The organism is Paenibacillus baekrokdamisoli (assembly GCF_003945345.1).
GTDB lineage: Bacteria > Bacillota > Bacilli > Paenibacillales > Paenibacillaceae > Paenibacillus_Z > Paenibacillus_Z baekrokdamisoli.
Window position 1 is genome coordinate 1,643,036 of record NZ_AP019308.1, and the last position, 26,990, is coordinate 1,670,025.

Below are 26,990 nucleotides of genomic sequence, written 5' to 3' on the forward strand. Positions count from 1 at the left end.
ATGAATGCTTCTTATTGCAGCTCATTTTTACGGAATTCGCTAGGGGTAAAGCCTGTGAGCTTCTTAAACATACGATTGAAAGAATTAATATTCTGGTAGCCTGCGGACTGCGCAGCATCTTGAATACGAATGTCTGGCTGAAGCAGCAAAACCTTGGCTTTATTGATTCGGACTAAATTTACATAATCTACAAAGTAATCGCCTGTTTTTTCTTTGAAATAGGTAGATAAGTAACTGCGAGAGATATTCAGCTTATTAGCCAAAGCATCCAATGTTATATCCTTGTCATAGTTCTCTTCGAGATATTCATAAACAAAGTGAATAATGTGGTCTCGTTTATCTCTTAGCCCGTTTACGAGAAGAGCGGAGCTATGAATCATGGTGGTCATTATGATGTCTAACTGCTCATAGGTGTGACAGTTCTGCAATTCAGTGAGCGTATGGCGTATGGAAGTGTGGTCGATATTGCGCTGTTGAAGAATTTTCTGTGTTCGATACACCATGGATTCCGCGAATTGAAGGACACTCTGCGCGCTTTCATTGCGCTTTTTCATCCTCCCTAGCACCCGTCTTACCAGCTGGAGCACGTCCGTTTCATTTCCGCTGTATAGATTCGCATCCAGTTCTTCTTCTTGCGCGTGTGACAAGTGAATATCCTCGTCTTGCTGCTCTTTATCTACAATAATCTGAGTCTCATCATTGAATTTCCGCATTGTAAGCTGGTCGAGGCCAGTCTGATAAGCTTCATTCCAATCCTCTGTACCACCTGAAGAGGTGATCGTAAGGAAACAATATTCTCTCTCTGCTTCCAGCACATGATGGATTTGTTCAAGCGTGATTGGGATATTTGGATCAGTCATCTCCGTAAATACAATCGAGAGAATTTGATCATTCTCCATCTGGAAGGTCAGGGAATCCGAGTAGGTCTCGGAAATAATGCGATTGACATATTCTCTGATGAAAGAAGTTGCACGCTCCTCATGTACCTCTAATTGATGAAGCTTAGACTTGTAATTCACCTGGAACAACAGCAAAACAAATGGGCGATCCGTAGGAATCCAAGTGGTGCTGCCGACATTTTGCTGATGAATCTTCTTTAACACGTTGGAATATGCGTAATAACGCAGCAGAGATTCCTTCTCAGACATGTCCTGATTAATATCTCGGCTTGTTTTCAATATATCACTTATTTTGTCATGAATAATATTGAATTCCTTGATGCCGCTCATCCAAGGCAGAGGAGTATTCCACTTCTGAATAGCATCGATAATCCGCTTGACGGGAGTATTAATTCGAACGCTAAGCAGGAAGGATGCGATCACGCTAATGGCAATGGTAAGGATCAGCAATAACACGAACGAGAAATTCCAGCGAACCTGACTCGAGATCGTTGTGTCTGGAACCACATGAGTATAAGTTAAACCACTCGCGCCTCTTATATAGAAGTAGTAGGTGCTATCCTTAAGCACATAACCTGATTCATCGGTAAACTTGGGTAAAGAGACTTTCTCTGACCTTGAAGAAGTATATAATTGCTGATGTTGTTCATTCAAAATATAAAAGCTGTCATTAATGGACTGGTGCAGTTTTGAGAAAATCATGTCAGCATCGGCCATAGCTATTAAATAAAAATCCGGAAGCTGATCATTCTTCACCACAATTGGAAGCAACATCCGTTCACCCGTTCGGTTTCCGGAATCTTGCTCAGCAAACAAGGAGGACGGAAGAACCTGAAACTTGTAAGGTTTTGCATATTGATCGTTCCAGAATGAGGCGCTGTAATCCGGACTATTGTAATAGCGTTTGAACATGATGTCCATATCAGCCCCGCGGCTTTTTTCAAGAGCAAACCCGCTGTCTTTATACATTAGAAATACATTATCCAAGTATAATAGCTGATTGGATAAAAAAAGATTGAGCTTCTGCATCGTAGATATTGCTTTCAGATAATCAATGGATTGCCCTTGCACCTCTGGCAGCTCTAAAGAAAAGGTTAGAACCGAGCTATGAATCATGGCAATTAGGTTTTCATAATTTTCAGTTGTTTTTTGCAAGCCGAGTGTATTGTATTTAATAATCTCATCTTTAACACTCCCCCTGTAGAAGACAACGGAAAATAAAATGAACGCTACCAATAGCGCAATAATGGAGAGAAAGCTGACTAACAATCTAATGAATAATGAGGATGTCTTATCCTTGAGCTTGAATTTGGATAATATTATTTGAGGAGACTTATTTTTTGAGATATTTCTTCACCTGCCCTGTGTATTCTTTCATCAAGCGATCATTATCATATACAGAATATCTAGAATTATCCATTGAACAATAGATAAAGGCGGTTATGAGATCAAACAATTAGATCAATCAATTTTTTTCTATACGCATCCCAATCGTTTCCATGTGGAGACCAGACTATGGGGTGAGTGCGATCCGTTTCATGCAACACTTTTGGTAGAGCAGCACTAACGAGATGATCTACTTGTTCATGTTTTCCTTTTGAGGCTGCTAGCCACATATATTCATAATCTTGAATTCCTCTGCGTAAGTTCTTCATCCGAATTGAACTGATGGGAGCCTGAACGCCGCGATCCTGTTCACGGTAGTAGGGATCATGACCTGGATAGAATAAAATGCCGTCACCGTTGCCCCAATGAATCCCTGATTCTCCGTAAAATTCGTCTTCCGGATTGTCATTTACATACATGAATGTGACGGGATAACCGTACACATTCTGGTTCGTACGAGCGCGAGGGCCTTGATGGTTGTGACGCCAGTGTGTCCCTTGCCAAATGAAGTATAAGTCCATTTTGTGTTTCCATTTCACCCAGCTATTCACCCTCAGGTCGACTGCTTCTCCTTCTAGAATAACAGAGCCATGAGAAGGTCTGTATCCGTTGTAGAACCAGATAGGCTGACCATTCTCATCCGCTGCTGCCTTCTCTGCGGGAAGAAGGTGTGAGGTACACCAGATATCAATACAATCGTCAATTTCCTCCGCATAAGTGCGTGTAGCCATGATAGGCAGCTTATGCCCAGGGCCAGCTGAGCCTTTGATTGCTTCACTTTTCTCTCTAATCCAATCGAATTTGTCTGGACGGGGTTCATCAATCAAATAGAGGAAGTAGTTGCCCTGCCAACCCGTCTGCACTTGAAGCTGTTGGAACCAACCCACCCACTTATCAGCTTCATCTTGCATGGAGGAAGGGGAATCACCCAGAACAGAAGAACCATACATCCCAATAGGGAATATTTGCTCACCAACACCTTGTCCCGGACCCTCATAGCCGTTCTCTGGCTGAAAGAAGGAACCATCCAAATACATTTTGTAATTCTCCAATGCATCAGCATCGTAAGACTGATTGTGAACATTAGCGCCCACCAGATCGAAACGATGTCTATGAGCCATCTTGCGCAGGGCATCATTGGAGTTGTCTAATGCAGGGAAATAAGAGCTAAAGTCACTTGCATATACCATCGTCTTAGTATGATTTTCATGGGGCAACGCGAAGTCGAATAAATCCAATTCCACGGGAATAACTCGCTCTTCTAAACCACTATTCCAACGCACCGTAATAGCACCTGAATAAATTCCAAATTCGAGCGCATTTTCATCTGGGATATAAATGTCGATCCAGAAGCCTTGATTTTGTTTAGCCAGCACTTGAACCGGTTGCCCGCCGAAGCCTTGTCTGGCATCATGGGGGATTAGTGCATCAGGAATCCAACCTGATTGTTGCAGGGGAGGAGCGCTTGCTGCATAGAACCATTGCGGTGGAGTACTGAGCTCCGGCGGGACAAATAGGTAGTGTTCAGTGAATACTTCAATTCTGCGGCCAATGTAATCATTGGGGTCCTCGGGATGAGCCGGTTGATTGCGTATGGACAGCCCTTCATTCAAAATATGCGTTAAATCCGACATCTCAACAGTTAAATCCTCAATGGCTCGATCGCCTGTTTGTACAATAATTTGAAAAGCGACAACTTCGTTTCGTGCTCCGAAAAGCTTGACACGATAGCCGTCCCAAACACTGTTTGAATGCCGGTTCAGATTAGTAAAATCATCGCGTTGAATTTTTTCTCCATCGTTTACAGCCCATACTTGAACTTGTTGATTAATCATGTATTTCTCCTTCATTTAAATTATCATTTCTATTAAAACATTAATAGGAGTATGTTGATATCATCATATTTTTAACTGTTTCACTCATTGTTAAGAATTCGTTAAACAAGGCTTAAAAAAACCTCCTTCTCTCGAATTAAATTCGGAAATAGGAGGTTGGATTTAGTAAACCCATTGAAATATGTAAGAACAGTTAGTTTGTATGTGATAAAGCGTCGTACTCATCAGTTCTACGCTCTTTCTTGAATAAGCTGCGCGATTCTCCATTGCCGTCTCCGACAGAGAGCCAGTAGGTGTACCGCCGCTCGTCCAATCGAATATCTGCCGTGAACACACCTGCTGCTTCGTCAGCTACATGCCCACGGGTTTACCGAGTTTCGATTGCATCAGAAATCTCTCCAAGATAGAACAGTTTAAGGAATTATTACGAATATTATAACATAGTTGCTGTTAGGCGTTTTAATTATGGAGATGATATCCACTACTTTTTTGACCGTGATAATAGCCCGATTATTTCCGCCTAAACAGCGGATTTTTTATTTTTTCGGATCATTTTCTTGTCATTTCATCATGTCTAGAAAATGATCCGATTGCCGATATGAACCCATTAATGACTAGTCTCGTTTGCTTCAAACATACATTAACCAATCACTACGCAGTAAAAGCAGATGGAAACTGTTGGACAATTCCATGCGTCATCACATCGGCCATCTTGAGCGCCTGTGGTTCAATCTGATCATTTATTGCAATATTCTCTATATAGTTCCCAGATAGACGGGAGGTGGCTTCGATGCCAGTAAGCCTCAGATGCTCATAAAGCATATTTCTCCAATCCTCTTTTGACCAATATGGGTTAATTCGGCTCAAGAAATTAGCTATTGCATCAGCATTAGCATACCAGCGCTTCTGTGCATCACTAGCTGCCGCGGTATTCCCAGATTGCAACGCCTTGACGAGCTCGGCTGCGATCGTCAAATGTTCCCTGAACAAATTGGCAAACATGGTCGCAATGCCCGATCCGTATAAGGGTTCAAGCAGTGCTGCGAAATCTGAGGGATTTCGGAGAAGTCTTGCTGTCGTTTCTTTTTCGTCCGGAAGGCGGCTTACGATACTATTAATCGTTAATCTAGTCCAGTAAATGTGCTGTTCCCACAGAGTACGCAATTTTTGATTTAAATCAACTTTTGAAGGTGTCCAATTGGGGTTGCTTTGTCTGAAGTAGTAATGATAATAGTGTGGGGCATATCTGTACATATATTGGTCTTCACGCTCCATATTTTCATTTACGAATAGTATATAGGCGAGGTACTTCTTTCGTGCAACTATTGGTGAGGGAACTGGATATGGCGGTTGAATAGGAGCAGTTGCGAAAGCTGCTTCTTTTTATGTATGACTGTTCGATAAATCGATCTAAAAAGAGAAAACCCGTAAGGCAGTAAATAATATGGGTTCGCGTATGGTCTTCGCCACCGCTATCGTTCAGATACTCCTTCAGAAGTCTGAACTCATCTATTCGACAAAAAAACGATTAAAAAAACTTCTTTAGCAAGAATACATGCTCCATAAACTGGTGAAATAATGTAAAATTGAGCTAAATGACCTGAAGGTAACAGAATAGGACTCGAGAAACCCAGTAAATGAAGTTTTCAGCGGACTATAACAGTTTTTATCAAACTCGCGGTTTTTCCGAGAGTATGTGCTGTATGGAGTGTTGTTGGCGGGGAAATAAAAATCATATACATAGAACGGAGCTAAACAATATGGAAAAAGAATTTAAGAATTGTCAGAGCTGTGGCATGCCGCTATCCCGTGATGAACAACGGGGAGGTACAGAAAAAAACGGTCATAAAAGCAAAAAATATTGCAGCCACTGTTATCAGAATGGTGAATTTACATTACCCAACATGACACTAGAACAAATGAAAGATAAGGTTAAGCAAAAATTGATCGAATTCGGCTTTCCGAAGTTTCTCACAGGCTTCTTTACTAGAAATATTCACAAACTTGAACGATGGTCTAAGTAAAGGTAGTGAGACCGCTTTGCTCCTTTACGGAAGCTAAACGGTCTTTTTTGTATCCTATTCAAACCATCCAGATTCCCGATAGTAGCCCGTCCCGAGGTTTACATGTGGTAGATCCGGGAATATTCTAAACTCTTAAAATAATGGAGGTATACATGAAAAGTAAGATTGAGTTACCGAAAATCCCTTTAAACTTGCCCGTATTATCACAACAAGTGTACTCGTTGCAATCAAAAGATGAATTCACTATTGGGTCTGTTGACGATATTACAATTGACAATCAGAATGCTGCTAAGGTTTCATTTGATAAAGTAGTCTTTAATAATGTAACCATTATGGAATCGTCATTGCCGGAGAGTGAACTTACAGACGTCATTTTTGATAAATGCGACTTGTCAAATATTAATTTTTCAGGTTCCTTCTTTCATCGGGTAGAGTTCAGAAATTGCAAACTAATAGGAACTGACTTCTCCAGAAGCAGATTCCAAAATGTCCGATTTCTAAATTGTTTAGGAGATTATTCCGTGTTTCGATTTGCAAAATTCAAGCAAGTTGCTTTTGAGGACTGTTCATTAATTAGTTCCGACTTTTATCATTCTACCTTACAAAAATTCTTCTTTACCAGCTGCAAGATTGATCAGGCATTGTTGTCGGGGGCAAAGCTAAAGGAGATCGATCTAAGCGACTGCGAATTTGATGGATTAAATGTGGATATAGAAGATTTACCTGGTTGTATCATCTCAGCGAGTCAGGCATCGTCTTTTGTGGGGCTTTTAGGTTTAGTTATAAAATAGTTATTTATTAGGAGCACATTATGTTCCAGTATACCTATCGTTACGGCGATCTCAAGATCGCTAAACAAGAGGCGAGTGGAGCGTAAATTCTGTGTATCCCTATTTCTCTCAAAGAAAAGCGAAAGCTTCTGATGTCATAAGCTTTCGTTCGCGATGGAAAAAATGAAAATATGACGACCGCTTAATAATCGAATGAGAAGCTGGGAGTCAGACCATATTGAGCTATGGCTTTCTTGATTTGAATCATGGCCCATAAGCCTTCGGCGGATGATTCACCCTCCGCATCATTGTTTCTTACTGGTATTCCGCCATTAATGGTAATAACGTCAAAGACCGTACCCTGTGCTTTATACACTCCTGTACCGCTCTTGGCATCGTACATATCCGCTAAAGCATTATTGTTACCGATGAACCATGTGGCCACGCGCTCGGAATAGGTTAAATATTTAGTTCTGCCAGCGGTTTTATCCGTCCGATCGGAGAGGTAATACGCCTCTGCCATTTCTGTCAGCCGGGCAGAAGGTGCGAAGGCAATTGCTGCAGTCTTAGAAAAACTTCAACAATCTTAAGTTATACGAGTTTACTTATAAGTTTATTTGCCATACAGGAGATGGAATTTATAACAGTAGAGAGCGTTATCTGCACAAAGTCTTCTTAGAGTTTCAAAATTGATTAAGAAAAATGCCCTAGAGCTTTTAAACTCTAGGGCATTTTTTATTATGATAATGTAATCACTTTACGCTACTTCTCGAGAGCCTCTCGTTGAGGTTCTTTTTACCACTATGGTAAGCAGCAGTGATATGCTTAATCGCTAGTTCGAATTATTAATTTTAATCTGACTCTCTCTATTCGATAATGCGGTACATTCACGGAAAGCGAAATGTGTACAACCCAGACATTTATTAAAATCCAATTGAAATAGAGCGAAGTTAATCGCCTCACCCGTATGCTCAAAGAAGTGTTCTGCCCCAATTAGCGTATACAAACCCGTTTTCTTCAATACTTCTAAAGGTTGTGGTTGAATTCCCGATATAAGAACCATTCCGCCAAGCTTCTCGAAGTGCTTCACCAAGCTAGCAAGATTAGAATCGCCTGTTGTATCCAAAAATGGCACTTTTCCCATGCGCAGAAGTAAAACTTTAGGCCTTAGATGAATCGTATCCATGATAGACTTCTCAAACATGTTCGCGGCACCAAAAAAGAGGGGACCTTCAATGGTATATATACCGATTTGAGGACAATCATGGCCTTCAGTAACCATGTGTGCTTTCACTTTTTCATGTTTAGCAGTTGGATCGGGTAGCACTTTGGCTACCATCAACATATCACTCATTCGTTTCACAAACAAAATAACGGACAAGATTAATCCGATTTCTACTGCAGTCGTTAGATTCGTAAATACGGTTAGCAAAAAGGTAATGAGAAGTACAACGGAGTCACTCGTTTTGGTTTTCAGGAGGTGAGCGAATTCTTTCCGTTCACTCATATTCCAAGCAACCAGCATCAGGATGGGAGCCATGCTTGCAAGTGGGATCTTAGATGCGTAAGGAGCAAACAAAATGAGCACCAGAAAAACAATAATTCCATGTATGATGCCAGACAGAGGTGAGAAGGCACCGGTTTTAATGTTGGTTGCTGTCCGTGCGATGGCTCCCGTCGCTGGAATGCCTCCAAAGAGAGGGGTTACCATATTGGCGATGCCTTGACCAATTAGTTCGCGATTACTGTTATGACGACCGCCTGTCATGCCATCGGCAACAACCGCCGATAACAAGGATTCTATACTGCCTAACATAGCAATTATAAAAGCAGGGCGAATCAGTGTTTCAATTCGATCCCAGGTTATTTCCGGAAAATGAAAATGGGGTAATGCACTTGGTATGGCTCCGAATGACGAACCAATCGTCGCTACATCTCCTTTAAAGAACACGCCTGCAACCACACTTGATATGACAAGCCCCACTAAGGAACCTGGTACCTTCGGTAGAAACCTCGGCGTAAGGAGGATGACGACCAGACATATCCCAGCTGTTATGACACTGTAGATATTCGTGAATGTCAGATGCTTCATAATTTCCTGCATATTGGGCAGAAAATTCTCGTGTTTTTTAATACCGCTCAGTCCTAAAAAGTTGGCAATTTGTCCGCTGAAGATAATCACGGCAATTCCAGCGGTAAATCCGATGGTTACAGGACGAGGGATAAACTTAATAAGCGCACCAAGTTTAAATACCCCCATTAGAACAAGAATGATTCCGGCCAGAAATCCTGAAATCAATAAATTTTCGTATCCATATTGAAAGACTATCGCGAAGAGGATCGGAATAAAAGCGCCGGTTGGACCCCCAATTTGAAATTTAGAGCCCCCGAACAATGAAATTAAAATACCGGCAACGATGGTTGTATAAATACCATATTCGGGTTTGACCCCGGCAGCAATAGCAAACGCCATTCCTAATGGAATGGCGATAATGCCTACAATGAGGCCTGAAATGAGATCCTTGCGAAATGCGGCCGCGTGGTATCCATCAAATCTTCCAGTCCATTTCATATGTCTTACCTTCTTTTCATATATTTGATTATTTGAATATATATGAAATGTTACTCCTGCGAACTACCGTTGTCAATCGTTAAATCAAGGCATCTTGTAAAGAGAAAAAAGAAATCCTTGTTATTGCTCCGGATTCCTTTTCCTTGGTTTATGACTCATTTCTGATGACCTCAAGTAATGAAATGGCATCAACGAGATGATTATCAAATATCTGTTTCGTGACAGCTAGTAACTCCTTAATTAGCGGATCCCGTAACGAATAAATGACCGATGTACCATCTTTTAAGCCAGTAACCACATTTTTATTTCGTAATACCGACAATTGCTGAGAAACGGCAGAACCTTCCGACCCCAAAATACTTTGTAATTCGTTTACGTTTTTATCTCCTTCGCTTAGAACCTCAAGAATTCGAATTCTCATCGGGTGAGCTAACGCTTTAAAGAAATCGGCCTTAAACTGTTGAATATTTTGATTCATGGCGTATGCTCCCTTAATGGACAAACTTTTGAATATATGAATATAATAGCACAACTTCAAGCCAACCATCATGGCAAAAGGTAAAAGCCAGAGCAACAAAAAGCCAGAGCAACAAAAAGCCAGAGCATCATTTGTCATTTGGTTGTTACTGCTGTATAATACCCTGGTATTCAAATATCTGATTATTTGATTTTATAATGTTATTGATTTAAGGAGTGGATGCGAAATGCCCGACTATACAGTTAATGATCAATCACATCAAGATTCGCATTCCTATTACGAATCGACTTTACCAATAAATAAAGTGAGCAGGCAAACAGTCATTTCGATTGGTGTTAATGCTCTGGATGCGGTTGGATCCAGTCATATTTGCAAAGTATGTATCGCTAATGGAGGCTCCTGCTGTAATGGGTGTCGGCATCTTGCTAACGGAATTGGCTGTCAACAACGTAATACAAGCTGTACGGCATGGTTATGCGGGTTTCTTAAATATCTATTGTATGAAACAGGACTCTTAAAGGAATGGAATGAATTTTGGGATCAAGTACCTGGACAAAGTTATCGCGAGGATTTCACTCCAGAGTTTTTTTTCGCGGAAAAGTCGTTACACCTTCAGGACCTTCGGAAACTTAGTGAAGCTCTAGCAGCAGATCTTCAGGTGTTAGCAAGATCACATATTGCGATCGGATTCATCCTAACACTTCGGGAGAAAATAGATAAAAACATTGACCAATTGGATAATTACGAGCATGATCCAAAAAAGAAAATCAAAATACAAAGAAACATCAAAATTTTATCAAGCCCTTTTCATCGTTTCCAAAAAGAACTGCAGGATTATAACAAGGCATAACTTACTCGCAGTTATTCGGATTTTTCGCAAAGTAGGCTGCCGCCTTTTTTTACAGCTTTTTTACTCCAACTCTGACTTTGATTCATCCGGGGCAGGGTCAAGCCATTAGCGTTTCTTCATCTTCGAAATTCCTCCATTATGAAGCCGTACGTTCACCTCAAAATTTGTTTCTTTATTTCTTGGGCTGCTAACTCCTCTAACTTCTTTTGCGAAACCGGCGCATTTAATTGAGAAATGCTTCCTTGCATCGAGATTTTAATGTTGAAAGTAGCTACAGGTTTTGGTACATGCAACTTATATGGTAGGATTCAAGAGACATTCATTTGTTGGCTGGTGTTTGAAGTATACTTCCTTAGCCTGTTAACAGATTGTCCCAAATGATAGACAGAAAGCAGGTTTATAGTGAATGGCAGAAAATAGACAACAGAGATTCCGCTTCAGCGAAGCACCCATCTGGGATTTGCAGCGGACTTATTATGAAGAACAAGGAATGAAGGCTTGGAATAATGATCAGGTTCCACAGTATATTACGAGCAATCCCATGATTGCCACAGCCTACGCGGAAATGATTTTTGGATTTCTTCAAGACCGGTCCGAAAGGGGAGAGATTTCTGAACCTGTTACGATCCTGGAGCTGGGAGCGGGTGCGGGGCGCCTCGCATTTCATGTATTGCATAAACTATGTGAGCTGAGAGATTTTGCGGGTATTGTACTGCCCCCTTTCCGCTATGTTATGACCGATTTGGCGTTAAAAAATGTTTCCGGTTGGCAAAATCATCCTGCTCTTAAATCTTTTATTCGGCAGGGACTGCTGGATTTCGCAGTGTTTGATGCCGTGCATGACACGGAGCTAAATTTGGTTATCTCCCATACAACCATCCGTCCGGGTGATCTGAAGCAGCCGCTGCTGATTGTCGCTAATTATTTTTTTGACAGTATTCCGCAAGAATTGATCTATGTGGGTGATGGTAAGATTTTTGAATGCGATGTTATAATCGAGTTTTCCGAGAATTCCAATCTACTTCAGCCGTCAGAAGCACTGGAAAAAATGACACTGAATTACGAGCATCGCCAGGCGCCAGAATACGAAGAAGAAACATACCCGTATCACGATGTGATCGTGCTTTATCTGCAGGAGCTTGAGGATTCTCATATCCTGTTTCCGGTGGCCGGATTGACATGTCTGGAGCGGCTAAATCAGCTGTCACAGGCAGGTTTCCTGCTGATCACAGCGGATAAAGGCGACCACAGGCTGGAGAACTGGAAGTTTGCGGAGCCTCCCCAGTTAATTCATCACGGCAGCTTCTCATTAACGGCCAACTATCATGCGATTCAACATGTGTTTGAGCAAAGAGGTGCACAGTCACTCTTCACCACGCATCATTATAAAAGTATAAATGTCGGCTGTATATTCATGCTGGAAACGCCATTGAGCTATGCCAATACCCGGCTTGCTTACCGGCGATTTATCGAACGTTTTGGACCGGATGATTTCTTTAGTATGAAAGAATGGGTAGACCGGCAATTCGATACGATGGGACTGCAGCAAATTTTGGCCTTTTGGCGTTTGGGCGGGTATGATGCGGAGTTTTTCATCCAGAGTGCGAAACGTATCTCGAGCATGCTGTCAGAGGCGAGCGATGAAGAAATGCTGGATATCCAAAGAGGCATACACATCATGTGGTCATCGTACTATGCGATGGAGCAGCGCTATGATTTAGCGCTGGACGCCGGGCTTCTGCTATTCGAGATGGACATGTATGAGGATGCGAAGCTGTTCCTGGAAACATCCGTACATGCTGATGAAGACGAGTCTGTGCCGACTGTCTTATATTGTCTGGCTATATGCAGCTATGAGCTTGGACTGGAAGAAGCGGCACTGGAATACCTACGCGAGGCGCTGGTTCAGGAACCTGAGCATGAAGAAGCTTTGGCTCTGCTGAAAGCTTTGAGTGAAGGGGAGTAGTGTCAGCCTATAGCATGCTAGTGTAGGGGATATGCATGAATATTCATACATTAAGGTCCGCGCTCAGCGCGGTTTTTTTGTTTATGAAAGATTTGCTGCGTGTAGAGGAGCTAAGATGATGAAACTGTCTTAATCTTGATTTTTGTTCCGACTGTTGCGGCTTCGAAATAAAGTGACTCCGAAGATCAAAAGCAAAGGAAGAACATAGGCGATATTATTGAGTAAAGGCCATATTATATTCACTATTTCTTCAAGTTCCGCTTCTTTGGTATAGGTAGTGAGCGACAACAGTAGGCAGATAAAAGCAGCAGGAAAGACCAGAAGACGTTCATTCTCCAATCTCAGCATCTGCGCTAAAACGCGTATTAGAATAAGCAGCAGGATGGAGGCTTTGAAATAAAAGCCCACAATGAGCGAGAATCCAATTACGGATTCTATCCTTTCGATGATATCCTGAACAAAGATTAATCGGGCAAGCTGGTATAACGAATATTTGAGGTCTCCGGATAGAGGCCCCAATACCATAATGCTGCAAATAATCGAAGCAAGCAGAGTCATTGCGTTAACAATGAGCGCGACAAAAAGATGCTTCCCTACCTTAGAGGTGTCTTCATTCCGTACGAGCGGCAATATTATGGCAAAAACCACGAGTTCGGAATAGGGGAATCCATAAGCGATATAAGCGGCGTTAAGGATTGGTCTGATCCCATCCGGCAAGACAGGAAGGAGGTATTCCGGATGATATAAGGTCCCAACAAGCACCAAAACTATGATGATGAATCCAAACATCAGAGTCAGGAAGACGGCGGTCATTCGGGCTATAACCTCAATTCCAGCAAGTACGGTCAAAGCTATCGTTACGAAAAACAGAGAGTTCACAGCATAGGTAGGCGTTTCTTTTAGCATTGTGCTCTTAAAGAAGAGTCCAATTTCAATCACAATACCGGCTACATTCCAGAACATCACGCACGTGAACGGAATGAGCAGAAGAATGGTCAATCCGTTCCCAAGCGTAAAGCGACTGTATTCGATAAGTGACTTGCTCGGAAATTGTCGATATAAATAAAGAATGCCAGCCAGTAGGACCATCCCCATTGCCACGGCGATCAGAAGAGAAATCCATGCTCCATTGCCGGCAACGTTTGTCAGGGGCGCAGGAATGATTACGATTGAAGAGCCGGTGACAAAGAAGAGGAACAGCATGCTCATCTGGATAGAGCTAACTCGTTCTTGCTTACTCATGGGTTCCCCCCGATTCCAGGTTCATTATGAAGACTTAGGATTAAGCCATTGGACGATTTGTTTGGCAGGTTTGATGAGTATATTAAAGATTGTGTCCAGATTAGGCCACGGCTTTGCCGTAACAAATATAAAACCGAGATAAAGAAGAGCTGCCAGTAATGCTCCATAGACAAGCTGATCGCGGCGGCAGGCTCTTCTGAACTTCGGGATGTCGTAAACCAGCATTGCGGCAGCTAGTACCAAGACGCAGACTAATTTTCCATACACAGCTACTTCTCCTTTGTACCAAACGGAGTTCCTACGTTCATTCCAGTACTCAATACGCCAACATCAACCTTGACATGAAATCGATTTTGGGTAAGCTGCTTGTCCCATATCGGCTCCAGACGTTTCCAGAGTTTTGGATTCCTCCTGTAAATCTGATTTCCGATTCCGATGGCATCCAGCTTCTGCCGCTTGAAAATCAAGATCACGTGCTGAATTTCTTTCTCAATCTGGTCACTGATGTTATTCTCGAAGCGCTGCACATCTTTTTTTGATTTTAAGCGGGAGCACCGCAGCTCTCCAATAGTTCCTTTGATTATTATCTTTACATTGACCGTGACTTCGTTTCCATTCACTTTCGGAGTTACTTTACTGTTGAGAGAGAGAACTTCGAACGATTCTTTGTTTTGGACTTGTCCCTTAGTACCGTCTATGCAAGGGAATTCCAGTATCCCGTTATTATAATTGTTTAACAGCATCATAAAGGCTTCCGTATCCCTCACCCCAAGAATGTCGACCAGCTTGCCGTCTTTGATTAAACCGACTCCGGAAACGACGGCTTCATCCTTAGAGCTGCTTTTATGAATATATGGGATGGCAGAGGTTTTCGAGGGACTCTTCAATTGAATAGCCAGCTCATATAGCGGGATTCTAGAGGCTTTGGCGGAATAATAGGCGCCACTGGTAACCATTTTTTTGAACTGCTGACCAATGGTCTGCTCGATAAACGGTTGAACTTCCAGAAAGTCGCCGGCTACTCCTTCCGCAACCAAGACGAGAACAGTGCCGCGCGGTTCTTGATCTCTTGAAAAATAATCAAGGACTTCACTTATGCTTTGGGTTTTGGCCAACTGCTCTCCGAGCAGAATAACACGCATATGATCCCACTTGGCCTTACGTCCGAATTTCATCGGGATATCCCGAATGGCTTCAAAGATTGTTTCCCCACTCGTTCGGATATTGATGCCCTTCTGTGGAGACTTTGATCCCCCGCCCTTTCCCATTTTGCTTGAAGGATTGTAGAAATGGGTCGTTAGTTGGATTTGATGGTCCTTGATCCGATCAATGGCAACCGCTTGGACATACCCATATTCGTCCAATTCATTATTATCCCAGCATCCGGTGGTTAGAGTAAGGATAAGCAAAGAAATGAGTGTGGATGTAAGTGGTTTCACTGTACCTTCTTCCCCTTTGGGGTCTTTTTATACAGGTGTCGACTCCGGGGCGAATGAAGCAGCATCCGCCTTGGTAAGACGATAAGTGCATCCCGCAGCTTATTTATGTCCAGTGGACTTAAAGAAGCCAGATACGGCTGTCCCAAAGAGCGTAAGGTAGCCAGATGGAGGTAAATAAGGATGAAGCCGATCATGATGCCAAGTCCTCCAAAAGTTGCGGCAAGAAACATTAACGGAAAACGCAGGATGCGAATCGCAATAGCCATGTTATATTGAGGTAGTGCAAAAGAGGCAATACCCGTTAAGGCGACGACAATGACCATAACCGGTGAAGCGATCTGGGATTGAATGGCTGCCTGTCCGATGACCAGCGCCCCGACTATACTCACGGCGGAACCGATCGGTTGAGGCAAGCGAAGCCCGGCTTCCCGCAGCAGCTCAAAGAAAAATTCCATAATGAGCGCCTCAACTATAGCCGGAAATGGAATCCCTTCCCGCGTGTCCAAAATCGCAAGAAGGAGAACGGTCGGAATGAGCTCAGAATGGAAGTTAGATAAAGCGATGTATGTACTCGGAAGCAGCAGCGCGATGATGAAAGCGGCCACCCGAATCAGCCGAATTAATGATGAAAAGAGTGTTCGATAATAATAATCTTCGCTTGTTATAAAAAACTCCAAGAAATTACCCGGACAAATTAAAATGGAGGGGCTCCCATTCACCATAATGATAATTTTTCCGTCCAGCAGAGCTGAAATGGCGGTATCTGGACGTTCCGTATATCGAACCTGCGGAAAGGGGGAATAGCGGGAATCTCCGATCCATTCTTCAAGGTACGAGGCATCGAGAATTTCTTCCTTATCAACTAATGCAATGCGCTGCTTGAATTCGAGTAACGTTTCGGACTTCACGGTTCCATCCAAATAACAGTAAGCAACTTTTCTTTGACTCTGCTCACCGGATATAAAAAACTCCATTTTAAGCTTTGGGGATTTAAGCAGGCTTCGAATTACCCCAATATTGCGTTCGAGATTCTCTATGAAGCTCACATGGGGACCTTGTACACTAGGCTCCGTGATCGGTTCGGAAGCCTGTCGCTTTTCAACATCGAGGGCGAGATAACCTAGCGCTTTATTCCATTCGTTAAAGAAGATGACTACTTTTCCGTCCAGAATGCTTTTGACGGCTTGGTCGATATTCTCCAAAAGCTCAGTTGAAAAGGAGGATGCTCCATCATTCTCAAAAAAACCAATCACATCTTCGACTGTAACTGTCATTGCGGGCCCGATCTCATGAGAAACGAGATTTTGGAGCGATTCTTTTAAATAATTTTTATGATTAGATTTAATTAATGTGTCGAAATAGACAGAAAATGCCTTTTGCTCCAGCATTGGACCATAGCTCCAATGGAGGATCTCCAAATCTTTGCAATTAGCAAAAGACTCTTCTATGCTTCTTAAGTTTTCTTCCAAGTGGGAAGAAATAGAATTGGATGGTTTGGATATTGGATTGGAACTATGGCTAGGAGGATGCTTCTTATCATTTGGATGTTTCCGCATACTACTCTCCTTTAGGACGTTAAGTGTATTGATATCATTTCCACAAATTAGGATTATATGCAGTAGCTATTGACATCTCTAATGTAAAAAATATTCTGGTTATTAGGAGATATTGGAAGGGGAATACGTATATGCGGTTAAACCTGTAATGGTCTTTTTACAAAATAAAGCAGAAAAAACATCCTTTAAAAACCAAGGGATTTCTGCGCTTATTTTGTCCATTACGGGAACGCAAGGGAGGTCTTCTTGTGCTTCAGGATTTCCACCCCATTTCCACAAAATTAATAACGTCAAGAGGAACTACTGCAAATATTCGGAAGCATAAAGTGACAGGGGACTATTTTGATACGAGCCTTGAGGAAAAGGAAGTTGCTTTTTCAAAGTTTCTTCCTGAAGGCAGCAGCTGTAGTAAACAAAGTGTATTTTTGAGAAATTGGACGCTCGGCGAGATCATTACTTCTATTGCTAGTGAAGGTTTACACATAAGGACCCTAGAAGAGATTCCGAATCAATCTTCAGATGAATTTGATAAAGGAATCCCAAAAACGTTTTCTATTACCGCAGAAAAAATGTAACAGGTGTCGGAGGTCAAAAACATAGTCCAAAAAAAGTCGCTTAAATGGCGACTTTTTTGTTGTGAGACGGGCAGTCCTAACTCTAGCGAGGTAATCGCTAATGGAAGCAGCATCCAGCCCATGAGCTATTTTTATACGTATATCGGCTTTACCCTTAAATGGATATTTCGTTTGAACCGTAGATTTTGTTACAATGATGCTATTGGAGAAATTAGCCAATCAAATTATAAGATAACATAAATATAATTATGTAAACTAATTATAATGGAAGAACAGTTAAATCCGATTTCACTACTCAAATGCGTCCTTCATGTGGAAGAAAGGAAGATTACGATGCAGCGCATCATGATATGCGAGGATGATCCGAAGCTTTCGGCTATACTCAAGTCTAACATCGAAAAGTACGGCTACAATACGGGCGTCGTGCTTGATTTTGACTCTGTGTTTGATTTTTTTCAATCATATGATCCTCATCTCGTACTTATGGATGTCAATCTACCTAAATATGATGGATTCTACTGGTGCAGACAAATACGTTCCGTATCTATGTGTCAAATCCTATTCATATCCGCCCGAGCAGGCGAGATGGACCAAGTCATGGCGCTAGAGTGTGGGGCAGATGATTACATAACCAAGCCGTTTCATCTTGAAGTGGTCATGGCCAAGATCCGAAGCCAACTACGGCGCGCTTATGGTGAATATGCTCAGAATACGGAAGAACGAATCGTAAAGCTGGCAGGATTAATCGTTTATCCGGAACGATTGGAGCTAGAATTAAACGGAAGCCGAGCACAATTAACGAAGAAAGAGGCCGTGTTATTGGAAACTCTTATGCAGCAATTTCCACGGGTAGTAAACCGTGAAGTTTTATTGGATAAGCTATGGGATGATCAAGCATTCGTCGACGAGAACACGTTGAATGTAAATATTACCCGCTTGCGCAAGAAGCTTCAAGAGGTGGGCATCGATAATGGAGTCGAAACCGCGCGTGGTACAGGCTATAGGCTTCAGATCGTATGGGATAGTAGGGACTAATCCATGAAACTTTTTTTGCGCGAGCATATGCCACTTGTCATCCTACATATCGTTCAATTGTTCCTTGTCCTGCTCATTTATTGGCTCGACGGCTATCGGAATATGCTTACCGCCCTTTACTCCGTCTTTCTTGGTCTTGTAATGCTCTCCGGCTATTTGATTTACCGTTATGTGAGCCATAGATCGCTTTACAGTAAGCTGAGCGACCCTATGGAAACGTTGGATGATTCCATACATGGGGGCGGATATACACCGTTGTCCTCTGCATTCGATCAACTCCTTCAAACCCAGTATCGTCATTACCAGCAGCAGCTGAAAATTAGGGAAAAAACCCGTAATGACCACCTCGCTTTCATGAATCAATGGGTCCATCAGATGAAGACGCCTTTATCCATCATTCGCCTAATGATGGAGGAAGCAGATGATGCGCGTTCGGCAAGTATACTCGAGGAATCAGATCGGATGGAGAAAGGACTGGATACAGTATTATACGCTGCGCGCCTTGAAACCTTCGAGCGTGATTTTCAAGTTGAAGCCGTTACACTAAGAGCAGTCGTTGAGAATGTTATTCGCGAAAATAAACGTTTGTTTATAGGAAATAAAGTCTACCCAGACTTACAGGTAGATTCAGGGCTCATCGTTGAGAGTGATGCCAAATGGCTCTCTTTCATGATCGGCCAGCTCGTTACTAATGCGATTAAATACTCGGCAGAATCTCATCAGAAGGTAACGTTCACCTCGTACGTGAGGGGTAAAAATGCCATTCTGGAAATCCTTGACCGCGGTATTGGTATTTCACTATCAGATAGGAAACGAGTGTTCGAACCGTTCTATACGGGTGATAACGGAAGAAGATATCGGGAATCAACCGGAATGGGCCTTTATTTTGCCCAGGAAATAAGCAACCGTCTCGGTCATAAGATTGAGCTTGAATCAGAAGTCGGTGTTGGCACCTCTGTGAAGTTGATTTTTACATCATACCTTACAAAGACGTAAGGTAGTTGAAAGACAAATCGATAGGGCTGCTTGATTACTTCCGTTACACTCGGGTACAGAAGCAGATTAAAGACTGCGCAATGAAGAGGAGCGAGTGGTAATGGAGATGCTTAGCGTTCATCAATTAAACAAAATCTACGGTGGGAAGGTTCCTTCCCGCGCTTTGACTGATATTAGCTTATCTATTGAGCAAGGTGAATTTGTCGGAATCATGGGACCGTCTGGAAGCGGCAAAACAACGTTACTCAATCTGGTAGCGGCGATTGACACTCCGACCACCGGTGAGGTTCTTATTAACGGGAAAAATCCGCATAAGCTCAAGAGGGTGGACCTGGCGCGATTTCGCAGAAAGGAGCTTGGCTTCGTTTTCCAAGATTTCAACCTACTAAACACTTTGACGGTAGAAGAGAATATCGTGCTTCCCCTGACTTTGGAGGGCGAACGGGTTAAGGTGATGGAGGAAAAGGTAGCTTATATTGCCAAGAAGCTTGGGATTGAGACCATCCTTAAGAAACGTACCTACGAGATATCCGGCGGTCAGGCGCAGCGTACTGCGATTGCCAGAGCGATGATCCATTCACCGAAGTTTCTCTTCGCGGACGAGCCAACGGGTAACTTGGATTCCAAGTCCGCCAGGGACGTAATGGAAACGTTGAGCTCAATTAATCGTACGGACGGCACAGCCATGATGTTAGTTACGCACGACGCGGTAGCAGCCAGTTATTGCCACAGGATTATCTTCATTAAAGATGGCCAATTATTTAATGAGATTCATTGTGGGGAGAGCCGCCAAGCCTTTTTCCAGAAAATCATTGACGTTCTTTCGTTGCTAGGAGGGAACGCACATGACCTTTCGTCAATTCGCGTTTAATAATGTGCTGCGCAATAAGCGCACTTACGCTGCTTATTTCCTAAGCAGCGCGTTCTCTGTCATGGTTTTCTTCGTCTATGCCGTATTTGCTTTCCATCCGGACCTTGCGGACGGGAAAATTAACATGAACATATCGACTGGTATGCATTTTGCGGAAGGCTTGATTTATGTATTTTCCTTTTTCTTTGTCCTTTACTCCATGAGTACCTTCTTAAAGACACGCAAGAAAGAATTCGGCTTGATGGTCATGCTCGGAATGACTAACACACAGTTAAGAACGATGGTGTTTCTTGAGAACGTTCTGATTGGTTTTTTTGCGACGGTGACGGGTATTCTGATGGGGCTGGTTATGTCTAAGCTAATGCTGCTCGCAGCTGAGAATTTCCTTGAATTAGATGAATCCTTGCCGTTTTACTTACCGATTAAGGCGATCTTTTTGACCTTTGGCGCGTTCGTGGTTTTATTTGTACTGATATCATTATTTACCGTTGTTATTCTCAGGGCCAATAAGCTCATCGATCTCATTAAGGGCAGCAGTATACCGAAAAAGGAACCGAAGTCGTCGATTCTATTATCTTGGATCGCTGCACTGCTCTTAGCGGGGGGATATACGGTTGCTTTAATCATCAAAGGGATAGTAGTCGTATATGCCATGATTCCGGTTACCTTAATCGTTATCGTGGGTACTTATTTCCTGTTTACGCAGCTGAGCGTTTACATCATTCACAAATTCAAGAATAACCGTTCCTTCTTTTGGCGCAAAACCAATATGCTCTTTCTCTCGGATCTGGCTTATAGGATGAAAGACAATGCCCGGACTTTCTTCATGGTAGCCGTCCTTTCTTCCGTAGCCTTCTCGGCAATCGGTTCCCTGGTTGGCTTCAAGACTATGTCCACGGAGGTTATGGTGAAGGAGAATCCATTTGCATTCGAGTATATTGCTTATGAAAGCAATCAAGGAAAAGATGCGAAGGCCGAGGAAAGTCTGGCAACCATAGCAAGCTCGCTGCAAACTGCTAAAATCGACTACAAACGTCTGCAAATATCCATGTCAGATCAGGAAACGGATTCACAAAAAAACGTAACCGTAGTTAAGGCTTCGGAGTATAATGCCATCGCGAAGGCGGCTGATGAGCAGACCGTAGATTTGAGAGGCAATCAATCCATGATGGTTTATTACACGAGTTCGATTATGGGTGATAAAAGTGTGAGTAGGGTTGAAGGAGTTCGACTTGCCACAGGCAATATTAAACTTGATCCTTTAGGAAGTATATCGTCCGTGACTCTTCCTCTGTATGGCAATTATTACGTAATCTCGGATACCCTATTCGATAAGCTGAATCATGAAAAGCTGAATACTTTCTATGCCTTCGATGTCGACAACTATAACAAAACGTTTAAGGTCGGAGAGAGCCTTACGAAGAAATTATCAGGGGACAGTAATCGTTTCAAGTCCTTAGCCTACGATTTGCATCAGATGAATCAAGGATTTGGTCTAGTCATGTTCATTGGATTGTTCATAGGAGCTGTATTCTTCGTAGCTGCCGGCAGTTTCCTGTACTTTAGGCTATACGCAGATCTACCCGATGATAAATTCAAATTTACCTCTATCATGAAACTAGGGTTAACGGAGAAGGAGTTATCCAAGATTCTAACGAGGCAGCTGCTGATTTTATTCTTTGTACCGATCGTCGTGGCCACAGCACATGGAGCAGTAGCTTTAACCTCGCTGCAGCATTTATTCGGTTATTCGCTCATGAAGGAATCGTTCTTGGTATTAGGAACGTTCGTATTTATTCAGATGATCTATTTTCTACTCATCAGATCCCGTTATATTAGACAGGTATTGGCTTAGTTAGTTGGTACATTAATGATTTGGACATTCTCTACCACTACCGCACTTACAGCTTCTTGACATTGATCTGCGAATTCCGCTATTATAGGTGTAACTTAAGCAGCAAGGGGAAATTTTAATGTTTGTTGGTGTTCTTAACTCGTAATTGGATATTAGACACTGTAAGGAATGTAGTGTTTCTTACAGAAGGATGTTGAAAGGTAACGAATCCAGCTTGTCCGAACATAGGGCAGGTTTGTTAAGTTACATTCACTCCGAGTCGACCAAGAGTTAAGGACATAACGATTTCCGCCTGCTGGACGGCAAATCTGCGTGCTCTTTCGAGCACGCTTTTTTTATTGGACGAAGGGTGTTATCTGTCTTCTTAAACAGATGGCCATCGTTCGATTAGTGCCGATTCACTAACAGGAATGGGACGCGTATGCGTTCTGTTCCTGTTTTTTTGTTTATTTAGACTGATTTGCCAATTACAAAGCTTATGCCCATAAGGCATAAACAATCAGGAGGACATCGAACAATGAACGAATTCAGTTTAAAGAAGCTGGAGTATGACAAAATCAAGCAGATGCTGGTGGGATATACTGTATCTCATTCTGGAAGAGAGCTTGCACTCAAGCACCAACCAAGTGTTAACCATGCACAGGTCAAGGCTTGGCTGCTTGAAACTGACGAAGCCACGCAATTGTTGGTCTCCGGTGCAAGCGTCCCGCTATCGGCAATGGAAGGCATTGAGCCCTTCATCGCATTGCTTGGCAAAGGCAAGATTTATACGGAACAGGAGTTGGGTCACTTGGCCGCATGGTTGAGTGCTGTTGCTCAAATGAAGCGTTACATGGATGCCAAACGATTCACAGCACCGACTATAAGCAGCTATGCCGATTCCATGTACGATTGTCCAGAGCTCCGCAAGGAAATTGATCGGTGTATACGTCATGGCGTCCTGACAGATCAAGCAAGTCCCGATCTGGGTGATATCCGCCGACATTTAGCAGCTATTGAAGATCGAATTGAGCGTAAACTGACCCAAACCTTAGGAAAGTATAAGAGTGCACTTCAGGATCAAATAGTCAGTAAACGCAATGGTCATTATGTACTCCCTGTCAAACGTGAGCTACGCAAGCAGGTTCCGGGTACGGTATGGGATGAGTCGTCAAGCGGGCAGACGCTGTTCATCGAACCGGTTGATGTGGCTGAACTTCAAGTGGAATGGCAAATGTGGAAAGCAGAGGAAGAGCGGGAGCGGACGATTCTGTTATCAGCAATGTCTGAGCTTGCAGAAGAGCAGGGCGACCATCTCCGATGGAATTTGGAGGCAATGGCTTCTTTTGATTTTATATTTGCTAGGGCGAAGCTCTCAAGAACATATGATGGCATTCAAGCAGTGCTCTCTGACCGCCCCTATGTCAAGCTAGTAGGAGCGAGACATCCACTGCTCGCAGCAGGCTGTGTGCCCTTGAATGCTGAGCTCGGAGGCGAGTGGAAGCAGTTAATCATCACGGGGCCGAACACAGGAGGTAAAACCGTTACACTGAAGACAATCGGATTGCTCGCGATCATGGTTCAATCCGGCCTACTGATTCCAGCACAAGAAGGAACCGAATTCGGCTTGTTTCATCATATCCTGGCAGATGTAGGCGATGGTCAAAGTATAGAGCAATCACTCAGCACATTCTCCGCTCATATGGAGAGTCTCAAAGAAATGCTTCAGGCTGCAGACGCTCATTCCTTGCTGCTGCTTGATGAAATGGCGGCAGGGACAGATCCTGGAGAAGGAATCGCGCTCGCAATTGCAGTGTTGGAGGAGCTGCTGGAGAGAGGCTCGCTCGTCGCGGCAACGACTCATTTTAACGAAATCAAACGATTCGCTGCCCAGCAGGAAGGATGCATGAACGCTCGTATGGCTTTTCACGCAGAAACGCTCATTCCGATGTATCGACTTGAAATTGGTGAAGCGGGGGAGAGTTATGCGTTTGCAATTGCTAGACGTTTTGGACTGCCCGAGAGAATCGTCAGCCGCGCAGAACATCGAGCAGCCGCATCTAAGGCTAATGATGTCGAAGATAGGGGACATCAAGCAGATAAGGAAGCATATCCAGTAGTATTTGATCGAATTAAAGAACCAATTGACGTTGAAGCTGGTAAAGTTAATCGCCCATCTTCTCATAATCGGAACGCCCAGCCCAAGAAGGGCGAACAAGGAAAGTCTGCTTCTGAACGCAAAGGAAACGATACAACAGCAAAGGTTTTCGCAGTCGGCGATTGTGTATGGATTCATCCTTTGAAGAGAACGGGGATCGTATTCAAGCCGGCGGATGATCGCGGTGATGTTCAGGTTCACGTGCAGAAGGCAAAGATGACGTTTAATCGTAAGCGTCTTTCACTCTACATTCCGAGCTCGAAGCTGTATCCAGGTGAGGATTATGATATGGATATCGTTTTTGATACGAAGGAGAACCGGAAGACTAGAAAGCAAATAAAACGAAAATATGTACCAGGTCTGCAGATCATTACAGAGCCCGATCAGCCCAAGTCATGATGGTAAACAAGCCGCTGTTTTCTATTACAAGGAATCGGAACAAGCGCTTGTGATTTAACAAGTGAGGATCAATTTTTCGAAAAGAAGGGCGAAAAATTGATCCCATTAAAACGGAGGAATAAATGGGTGAAACAACGAATGTAGACAAGGACAGTTTTTAAACGTAAGGAGGATCCGCTATGAATCCGCTAGTTTCGGTTGTCATACCTACATATAATCGACCTGGACCTCTATGTGAATTGATAGAGTGCTTATTTCGCCAAACGCATAAGAATATTGAAATTATTATCGTAAATGATAACGGTGAAAAAGTGGATTTTATAAAAGAACTATACCCTGAATTGAAAATCCTTATCCTAGATATGAGTTCAAACGTAAAACATGTAACTGCAAGAAATGCAGGAGTTTCGGCGGCATCAGGAACTTACATTATGTTATGTGATGATGACGATTTGGTTGTTCCAACTCACATCACAACAATGCTTAGTGAGATTTCTGAATTTGAAATGGTTTATTCGGATGTGGAGATTGTTGAATTCATAACGGAGGGAAGAACACGAATCCCGGCGAAGAGGTCTCTCTTCGCATATGAGTACGATCTAGAGGCGATGAGAAGCTTTTCAACCTTTATACCATCTGGCTGCTTATACCTAAGGGACATACATACCAAGATAGGAATGTTTGATGAAAATGTGTACCACTATTGGGATTGGGATTTTTTCTTGCGCGTTTCGGATAAATTTCGTATAAAACGTGTTCCCGTTGCAGGGACACTGTATGCTTTTGCTTCCGGTGGAGATAACTTATCAGAGGGGCTATCGAGTATGGAACCTTACTTAAATCAATTGTCCAAAAAGCATGATTTAGGCAAACTTCCAACTAGAAATTTCTTTCTTTTACTTGAGGAACCAAAAGTAAAAGAGAGAAGATCAGAAAGCAACATTATCTGGGATGGTCAACCAGTTGTTTCTCGATGGTCATTAGTAGAAGAGGGAGGTACTGGCTTATGATTGATTTTTCAAACGTGGTATTACCAAATGGGAAGCTCAATGAAACAACAATCGCAAAGCAAGAAGAAATCAACCAGCAAAAAAATATAGGCCGCCTGAGTCTATATCGTTTTTGGATCGAAACAGATACGGATTTGAAAAGTTATATATTTAAGCCAACCAAAGACAGCACGCCTATCAAATTCGAACTTTGGTTTCAAAATGAACTTGTTCCACTCATGGAGCATGTGCGATCACCTAAGCTGCTTGCCCATCGGATGGATGAAGTGCAAAATATCTTTTGGATGATTTATGAAGATATAGGGAGTATAGAGCCTGCTTTCGATCGGAAAGTTCGGATTAAGGCAGCGAAAAAGATGGCGGTTTGGCATCGTCTTCCGTTACAAACGATCGCTTCCAATACCGCCAGTTTTATGCCTTATATTGATGAAACGATGCAGTCGTTGTGTCGTGACATACATTATTATGCAAAGCTGCTGCAGAATATCGAGGTTACAGAAAGAGAAATTACTTCGTTTTTTGATCTAATCAACAAGATGAATGGTGTTTTCCCATCTGAACTCACGGTATGTCATGGAGATTACCACTGTTTAAACCTCTTGAATACTTCTGATGAATTAGTTATTTTAGACTGGGAGTTTATTCAGGTAAACTCGATCTTTTGGGATTTTTACACGCTGCTTGATATGGCAACGCCACGCTATCGCATTCAGATAAATAAAAGTATTAGGGAAGAAGCATTACGGTCATATTCAGAAGAGAGAAATAGACTCTCTGGATGGGTTGCCAGTAAAGATTTTGTGTACAATTATCATTTGTACAGCCTAATTTATTCAATATGGATTCTCGCTTTGGTTGCAAGTGATCTCGAAGATGAACGTTTTGAGCAGGAAATTCTCCTTATTCAGAAGCAGGAATTGAAGGGTATAATTCGTGAGTGCTTGGATGTAGTCCTATATCGAAACTAATGTTTCTTTCCTACGAGCGCTAAAAACATGGTCCCATTAAAAGTCGCGTAAATCGCGGCTTTTTTGGTTTAAGTACGGCGACATTGAATGGAGTTGTTGTCATCCGACGACAGACAGTGGATGATGC

22 protein-coding genes are annotated in these 26,990 nt (G+C 42.7%); 12 read left to right on the forward strand and 10 right to left on the reverse strand.

Annotated features, from left to right (window positions below; translation table 11 throughout):
* Window positions 1–11 precede the first annotated feature (11 nt).
* The 3 genes from EKN16_RS07210 to EKN16_RS07220 all read right to left on the reverse strand — a co-directional run bounded on the left by EKN16_RS07210 (window position 12) and on the right by EKN16_RS07220 (window position 5,395).
* Window positions 12–2,168 carry a helix-turn-helix domain-containing protein gene (locus EKN16_RS07210; RefSeq protein ID WP_125654981.1) on the reverse strand — a complete coding sequence of 719 codons (2,157 nt, stop codon included), beginning with the start codon at window positions 2,166–2,168 and terminating at the stop codon, window positions 12–14.
* Window positions 2,169–2,347: 179 nt separating this feature from the next.
* Window positions 2,348–4,120: a DUF4091 domain-containing protein gene (locus EKN16_RS07215; RefSeq protein ID WP_164522709.1), complete on the reverse strand. Its 1,773-nt coding sequence runs from the start codon at window positions 4,118–4,120 to the stop codon at window positions 2,348–2,350.
* A gap of 651 nt (window positions 4,121–4,771) precedes the next feature.
* Window positions 4,772–5,395 (reverse strand): acetylglutamate kinase, encoded by a 624-nt coding sequence (locus tag EKN16_RS07220; protein ID WP_232016275.1) that lies wholly within the window; start codon window positions 5,393–5,395, stop codon window positions 4,772–4,774.
* Window positions 5,396–5,880: 485 nt separating this feature from the next.
* Between EKN16_RS07220 and EKN16_RS07225 the strand changes: the two genes are divergently transcribed.
* Complete coding sequence (locus EKN16_RS07225; protein ID WP_125654985.1) at window positions 5,881–6,144, forward strand: zinc ribbon domain-containing protein; 264 nt, start codon at window positions 5,881–5,883, stop codon at window positions 6,142–6,144.
* A 152-nt stretch (window positions 6,145–6,296) separates the two neighbouring features.
* On the forward strand, window positions 6,297–6,935 hold the full coding sequence (locus EKN16_RS07230) for a pentapeptide repeat-containing protein (protein ID WP_125654987.1): 639 nt from the start codon (window positions 6,297–6,299) through the stop codon (window positions 6,933–6,935).
* 181 nt (window positions 6,936–7,116) lie between these two features.
* Here the strand turns inward: EKN16_RS07230 and EKN16_RS07235 are convergent, their stop codons facing one another.
* The 3 genes from EKN16_RS07235 to EKN16_RS07245 form a co-directional block, all read right to left on the reverse strand.
* Window positions 7,117–7,437 carry a hypothetical protein gene (locus tag EKN16_RS07235; protein WP_125654989.1) on the reverse strand — a complete coding sequence of 107 codons (321 nt, stop codon included), beginning with the start codon at window positions 7,435–7,437 and terminating at the stop codon, window positions 7,117–7,119.
* A gap of 309 nt (window positions 7,438–7,746) precedes the next feature.
* Window positions 7,747–9,486 carry a SulP family inorganic anion transporter gene (locus EKN16_RS07240; protein WP_125654991.1) on the reverse strand — a complete coding sequence of 580 codons (1,740 nt, stop codon included), beginning with the start codon at window positions 9,484–9,486 and terminating at the stop codon, window positions 7,747–7,749.
* A 148-nt stretch (window positions 9,487–9,634) separates the two neighbouring features.
* A complete protein-coding gene (locus EKN16_RS07245; protein ID WP_125665989.1) occupies window positions 9,635–9,964 on the reverse strand; it encodes an ArsR/SmtB family transcription factor in 330 nt (109 codons plus the stop codon).
* A 226-nt stretch (window positions 9,965–10,190) separates the two neighbouring features.
* Between EKN16_RS07245 and EKN16_RS07250 the strand changes: the two genes are divergently transcribed.
* Both EKN16_RS07250 and EKN16_RS07255 read left to right on the forward strand, forming a co-directional pair.
* Window positions 10,191–10,814: a hypothetical protein gene (locus EKN16_RS07250; protein WP_125654993.1), complete on the forward strand. Its 624-nt coding sequence runs from the start codon at window positions 10,191–10,193 to the stop codon at window positions 10,812–10,814.
* 406 nt (window positions 10,815–11,220) lie between these two features.
* A complete protein-coding gene (locus EKN16_RS07255; RefSeq protein WP_125654995.1) occupies window positions 11,221–12,780 on the forward strand; it encodes an SAM-dependent methyltransferase in 1,560 nt (519 codons plus the stop codon).
* Between the two features lie 129 nt (window positions 12,781–12,909).
* Here the strand turns inward: EKN16_RS07255 and EKN16_RS07260 are convergent, their stop codons facing one another.
* Genes EKN16_RS07260 through EKN16_RS07275 form a run of 4 tightly spaced genes read right to left on the reverse strand, consistent with a single transcriptional unit; the run spans window position 12,910 to window position 17,017 of the window.
* Window positions 12,910–14,022: a GerAB/ArcD/ProY family transporter gene (locus EKN16_RS07260; protein WP_125654997.1), complete on the reverse strand. Its 1,113-nt coding sequence runs from the start codon at window positions 14,020–14,022 to the stop codon at window positions 12,910–12,912.
* Between the two features lie 24 nt (window positions 14,023–14,046).
* Window positions 14,047–14,289 (reverse strand): hypothetical protein, encoded by a 243-nt coding sequence (locus tag EKN16_RS07265; protein ID WP_125654999.1) that lies wholly within the window; start codon window positions 14,287–14,289, stop codon window positions 14,047–14,049.
* Window positions 14,290–14,291: 2 nt separating this feature from the next.
* Entirely contained in the window at window positions 14,292–15,461 is a 1,170-nt protein-coding gene (locus tag EKN16_RS07270) for a Ger(x)C family spore germination protein (protein ID WP_125655001.1), read from the reverse strand.
* Window positions 15,458–17,017 carry a spore germination protein gene (locus tag EKN16_RS07275; protein WP_125655003.1) on the reverse strand — a complete coding sequence of 520 codons (1,560 nt, stop codon included), beginning with the start codon at window positions 17,015–17,017 and terminating at the stop codon, window positions 15,458–15,460. The genes EKN16_RS07270 and EKN16_RS07275 overlap by 4 nt, the downstream gene beginning before the upstream one ends.
* 248 nt (window positions 17,018–17,265) lie before the next feature.
* On the opposite strand from EKN16_RS07275, the gene EKN16_RS07280 reads away from it, so the two are divergent.
* From EKN16_RS07280 to EKN16_RS07315, 8 genes are all read left to right on the forward strand, one after another.
* Complete coding sequence (locus EKN16_RS07280) at window positions 17,266–17,592, forward strand: hypothetical protein (RefSeq protein WP_232016276.1); 327 nt, start codon at window positions 17,266–17,268, stop codon at window positions 17,590–17,592.
* Window positions 17,593–17,925: 333 nt separating this feature from the next.
* A complete protein-coding gene (locus EKN16_RS07285) occupies window positions 17,926–18,627 on the forward strand; it encodes a response regulator transcription factor (protein ID WP_125655006.1) in 702 nt (233 codons plus the stop codon).
* Between the two features lie 3 nt (window positions 18,628–18,630).
* Window positions 18,631–19,623, forward strand: coding sequence for a sensor histidine kinase (locus tag EKN16_RS07290; RefSeq protein WP_125655008.1), 993 nt, complete (start codon window positions 18,631–18,633; stop codon window positions 19,621–19,623).
* A gap of 100 nt (window positions 19,624–19,723) precedes the next feature.
* Window positions 19,724–20,494, forward strand: coding sequence for an ABC transporter ATP-binding protein (locus EKN16_RS07295; RefSeq protein ID WP_125655010.1), 771 nt, complete (start codon window positions 19,724–19,726; stop codon window positions 20,492–20,494).
* Window positions 20,469–22,349: an ABC transporter permease gene (locus tag EKN16_RS07300; RefSeq protein ID WP_125655012.1), complete on the forward strand. Its 1,881-nt coding sequence runs from the start codon at window positions 20,469–20,471 to the stop codon at window positions 22,347–22,349. The genes EKN16_RS07295 and EKN16_RS07300 overlap by 26 nt, the downstream gene beginning before the upstream one ends.
* Before the next feature lie 517 nt (window positions 22,350–22,866).
* On the forward strand, window positions 22,867–24,885 hold the full coding sequence (locus EKN16_RS07305; protein WP_125655014.1) for an endonuclease MutS2: 2,019 nt from the start codon (window positions 22,867–22,869) through the stop codon (window positions 24,883–24,885).
* Window positions 24,886–25,064: 179 nt separating this feature from the next.
* The gene (locus tag EKN16_RS07310) at window positions 25,065–25,895 is read left to right on the forward strand and encodes a glycosyltransferase family 2 protein (protein WP_125655016.1); all 831 of its coding nucleotides are present in this window, start codon (window positions 25,065–25,067) and stop codon (window positions 25,893–25,895) included.
* Complete coding sequence (locus tag EKN16_RS07315) at window positions 25,892–26,863, forward strand: phosphotransferase (protein ID WP_164522710.1); 972 nt, start codon at window positions 25,892–25,894, stop codon at window positions 26,861–26,863. Before EKN16_RS07310 ends, EKN16_RS07315 begins: the two co-directional genes overlap by 4 nt.
* Window positions 26,864–26,990 lie beyond the last annotated feature (127 nt).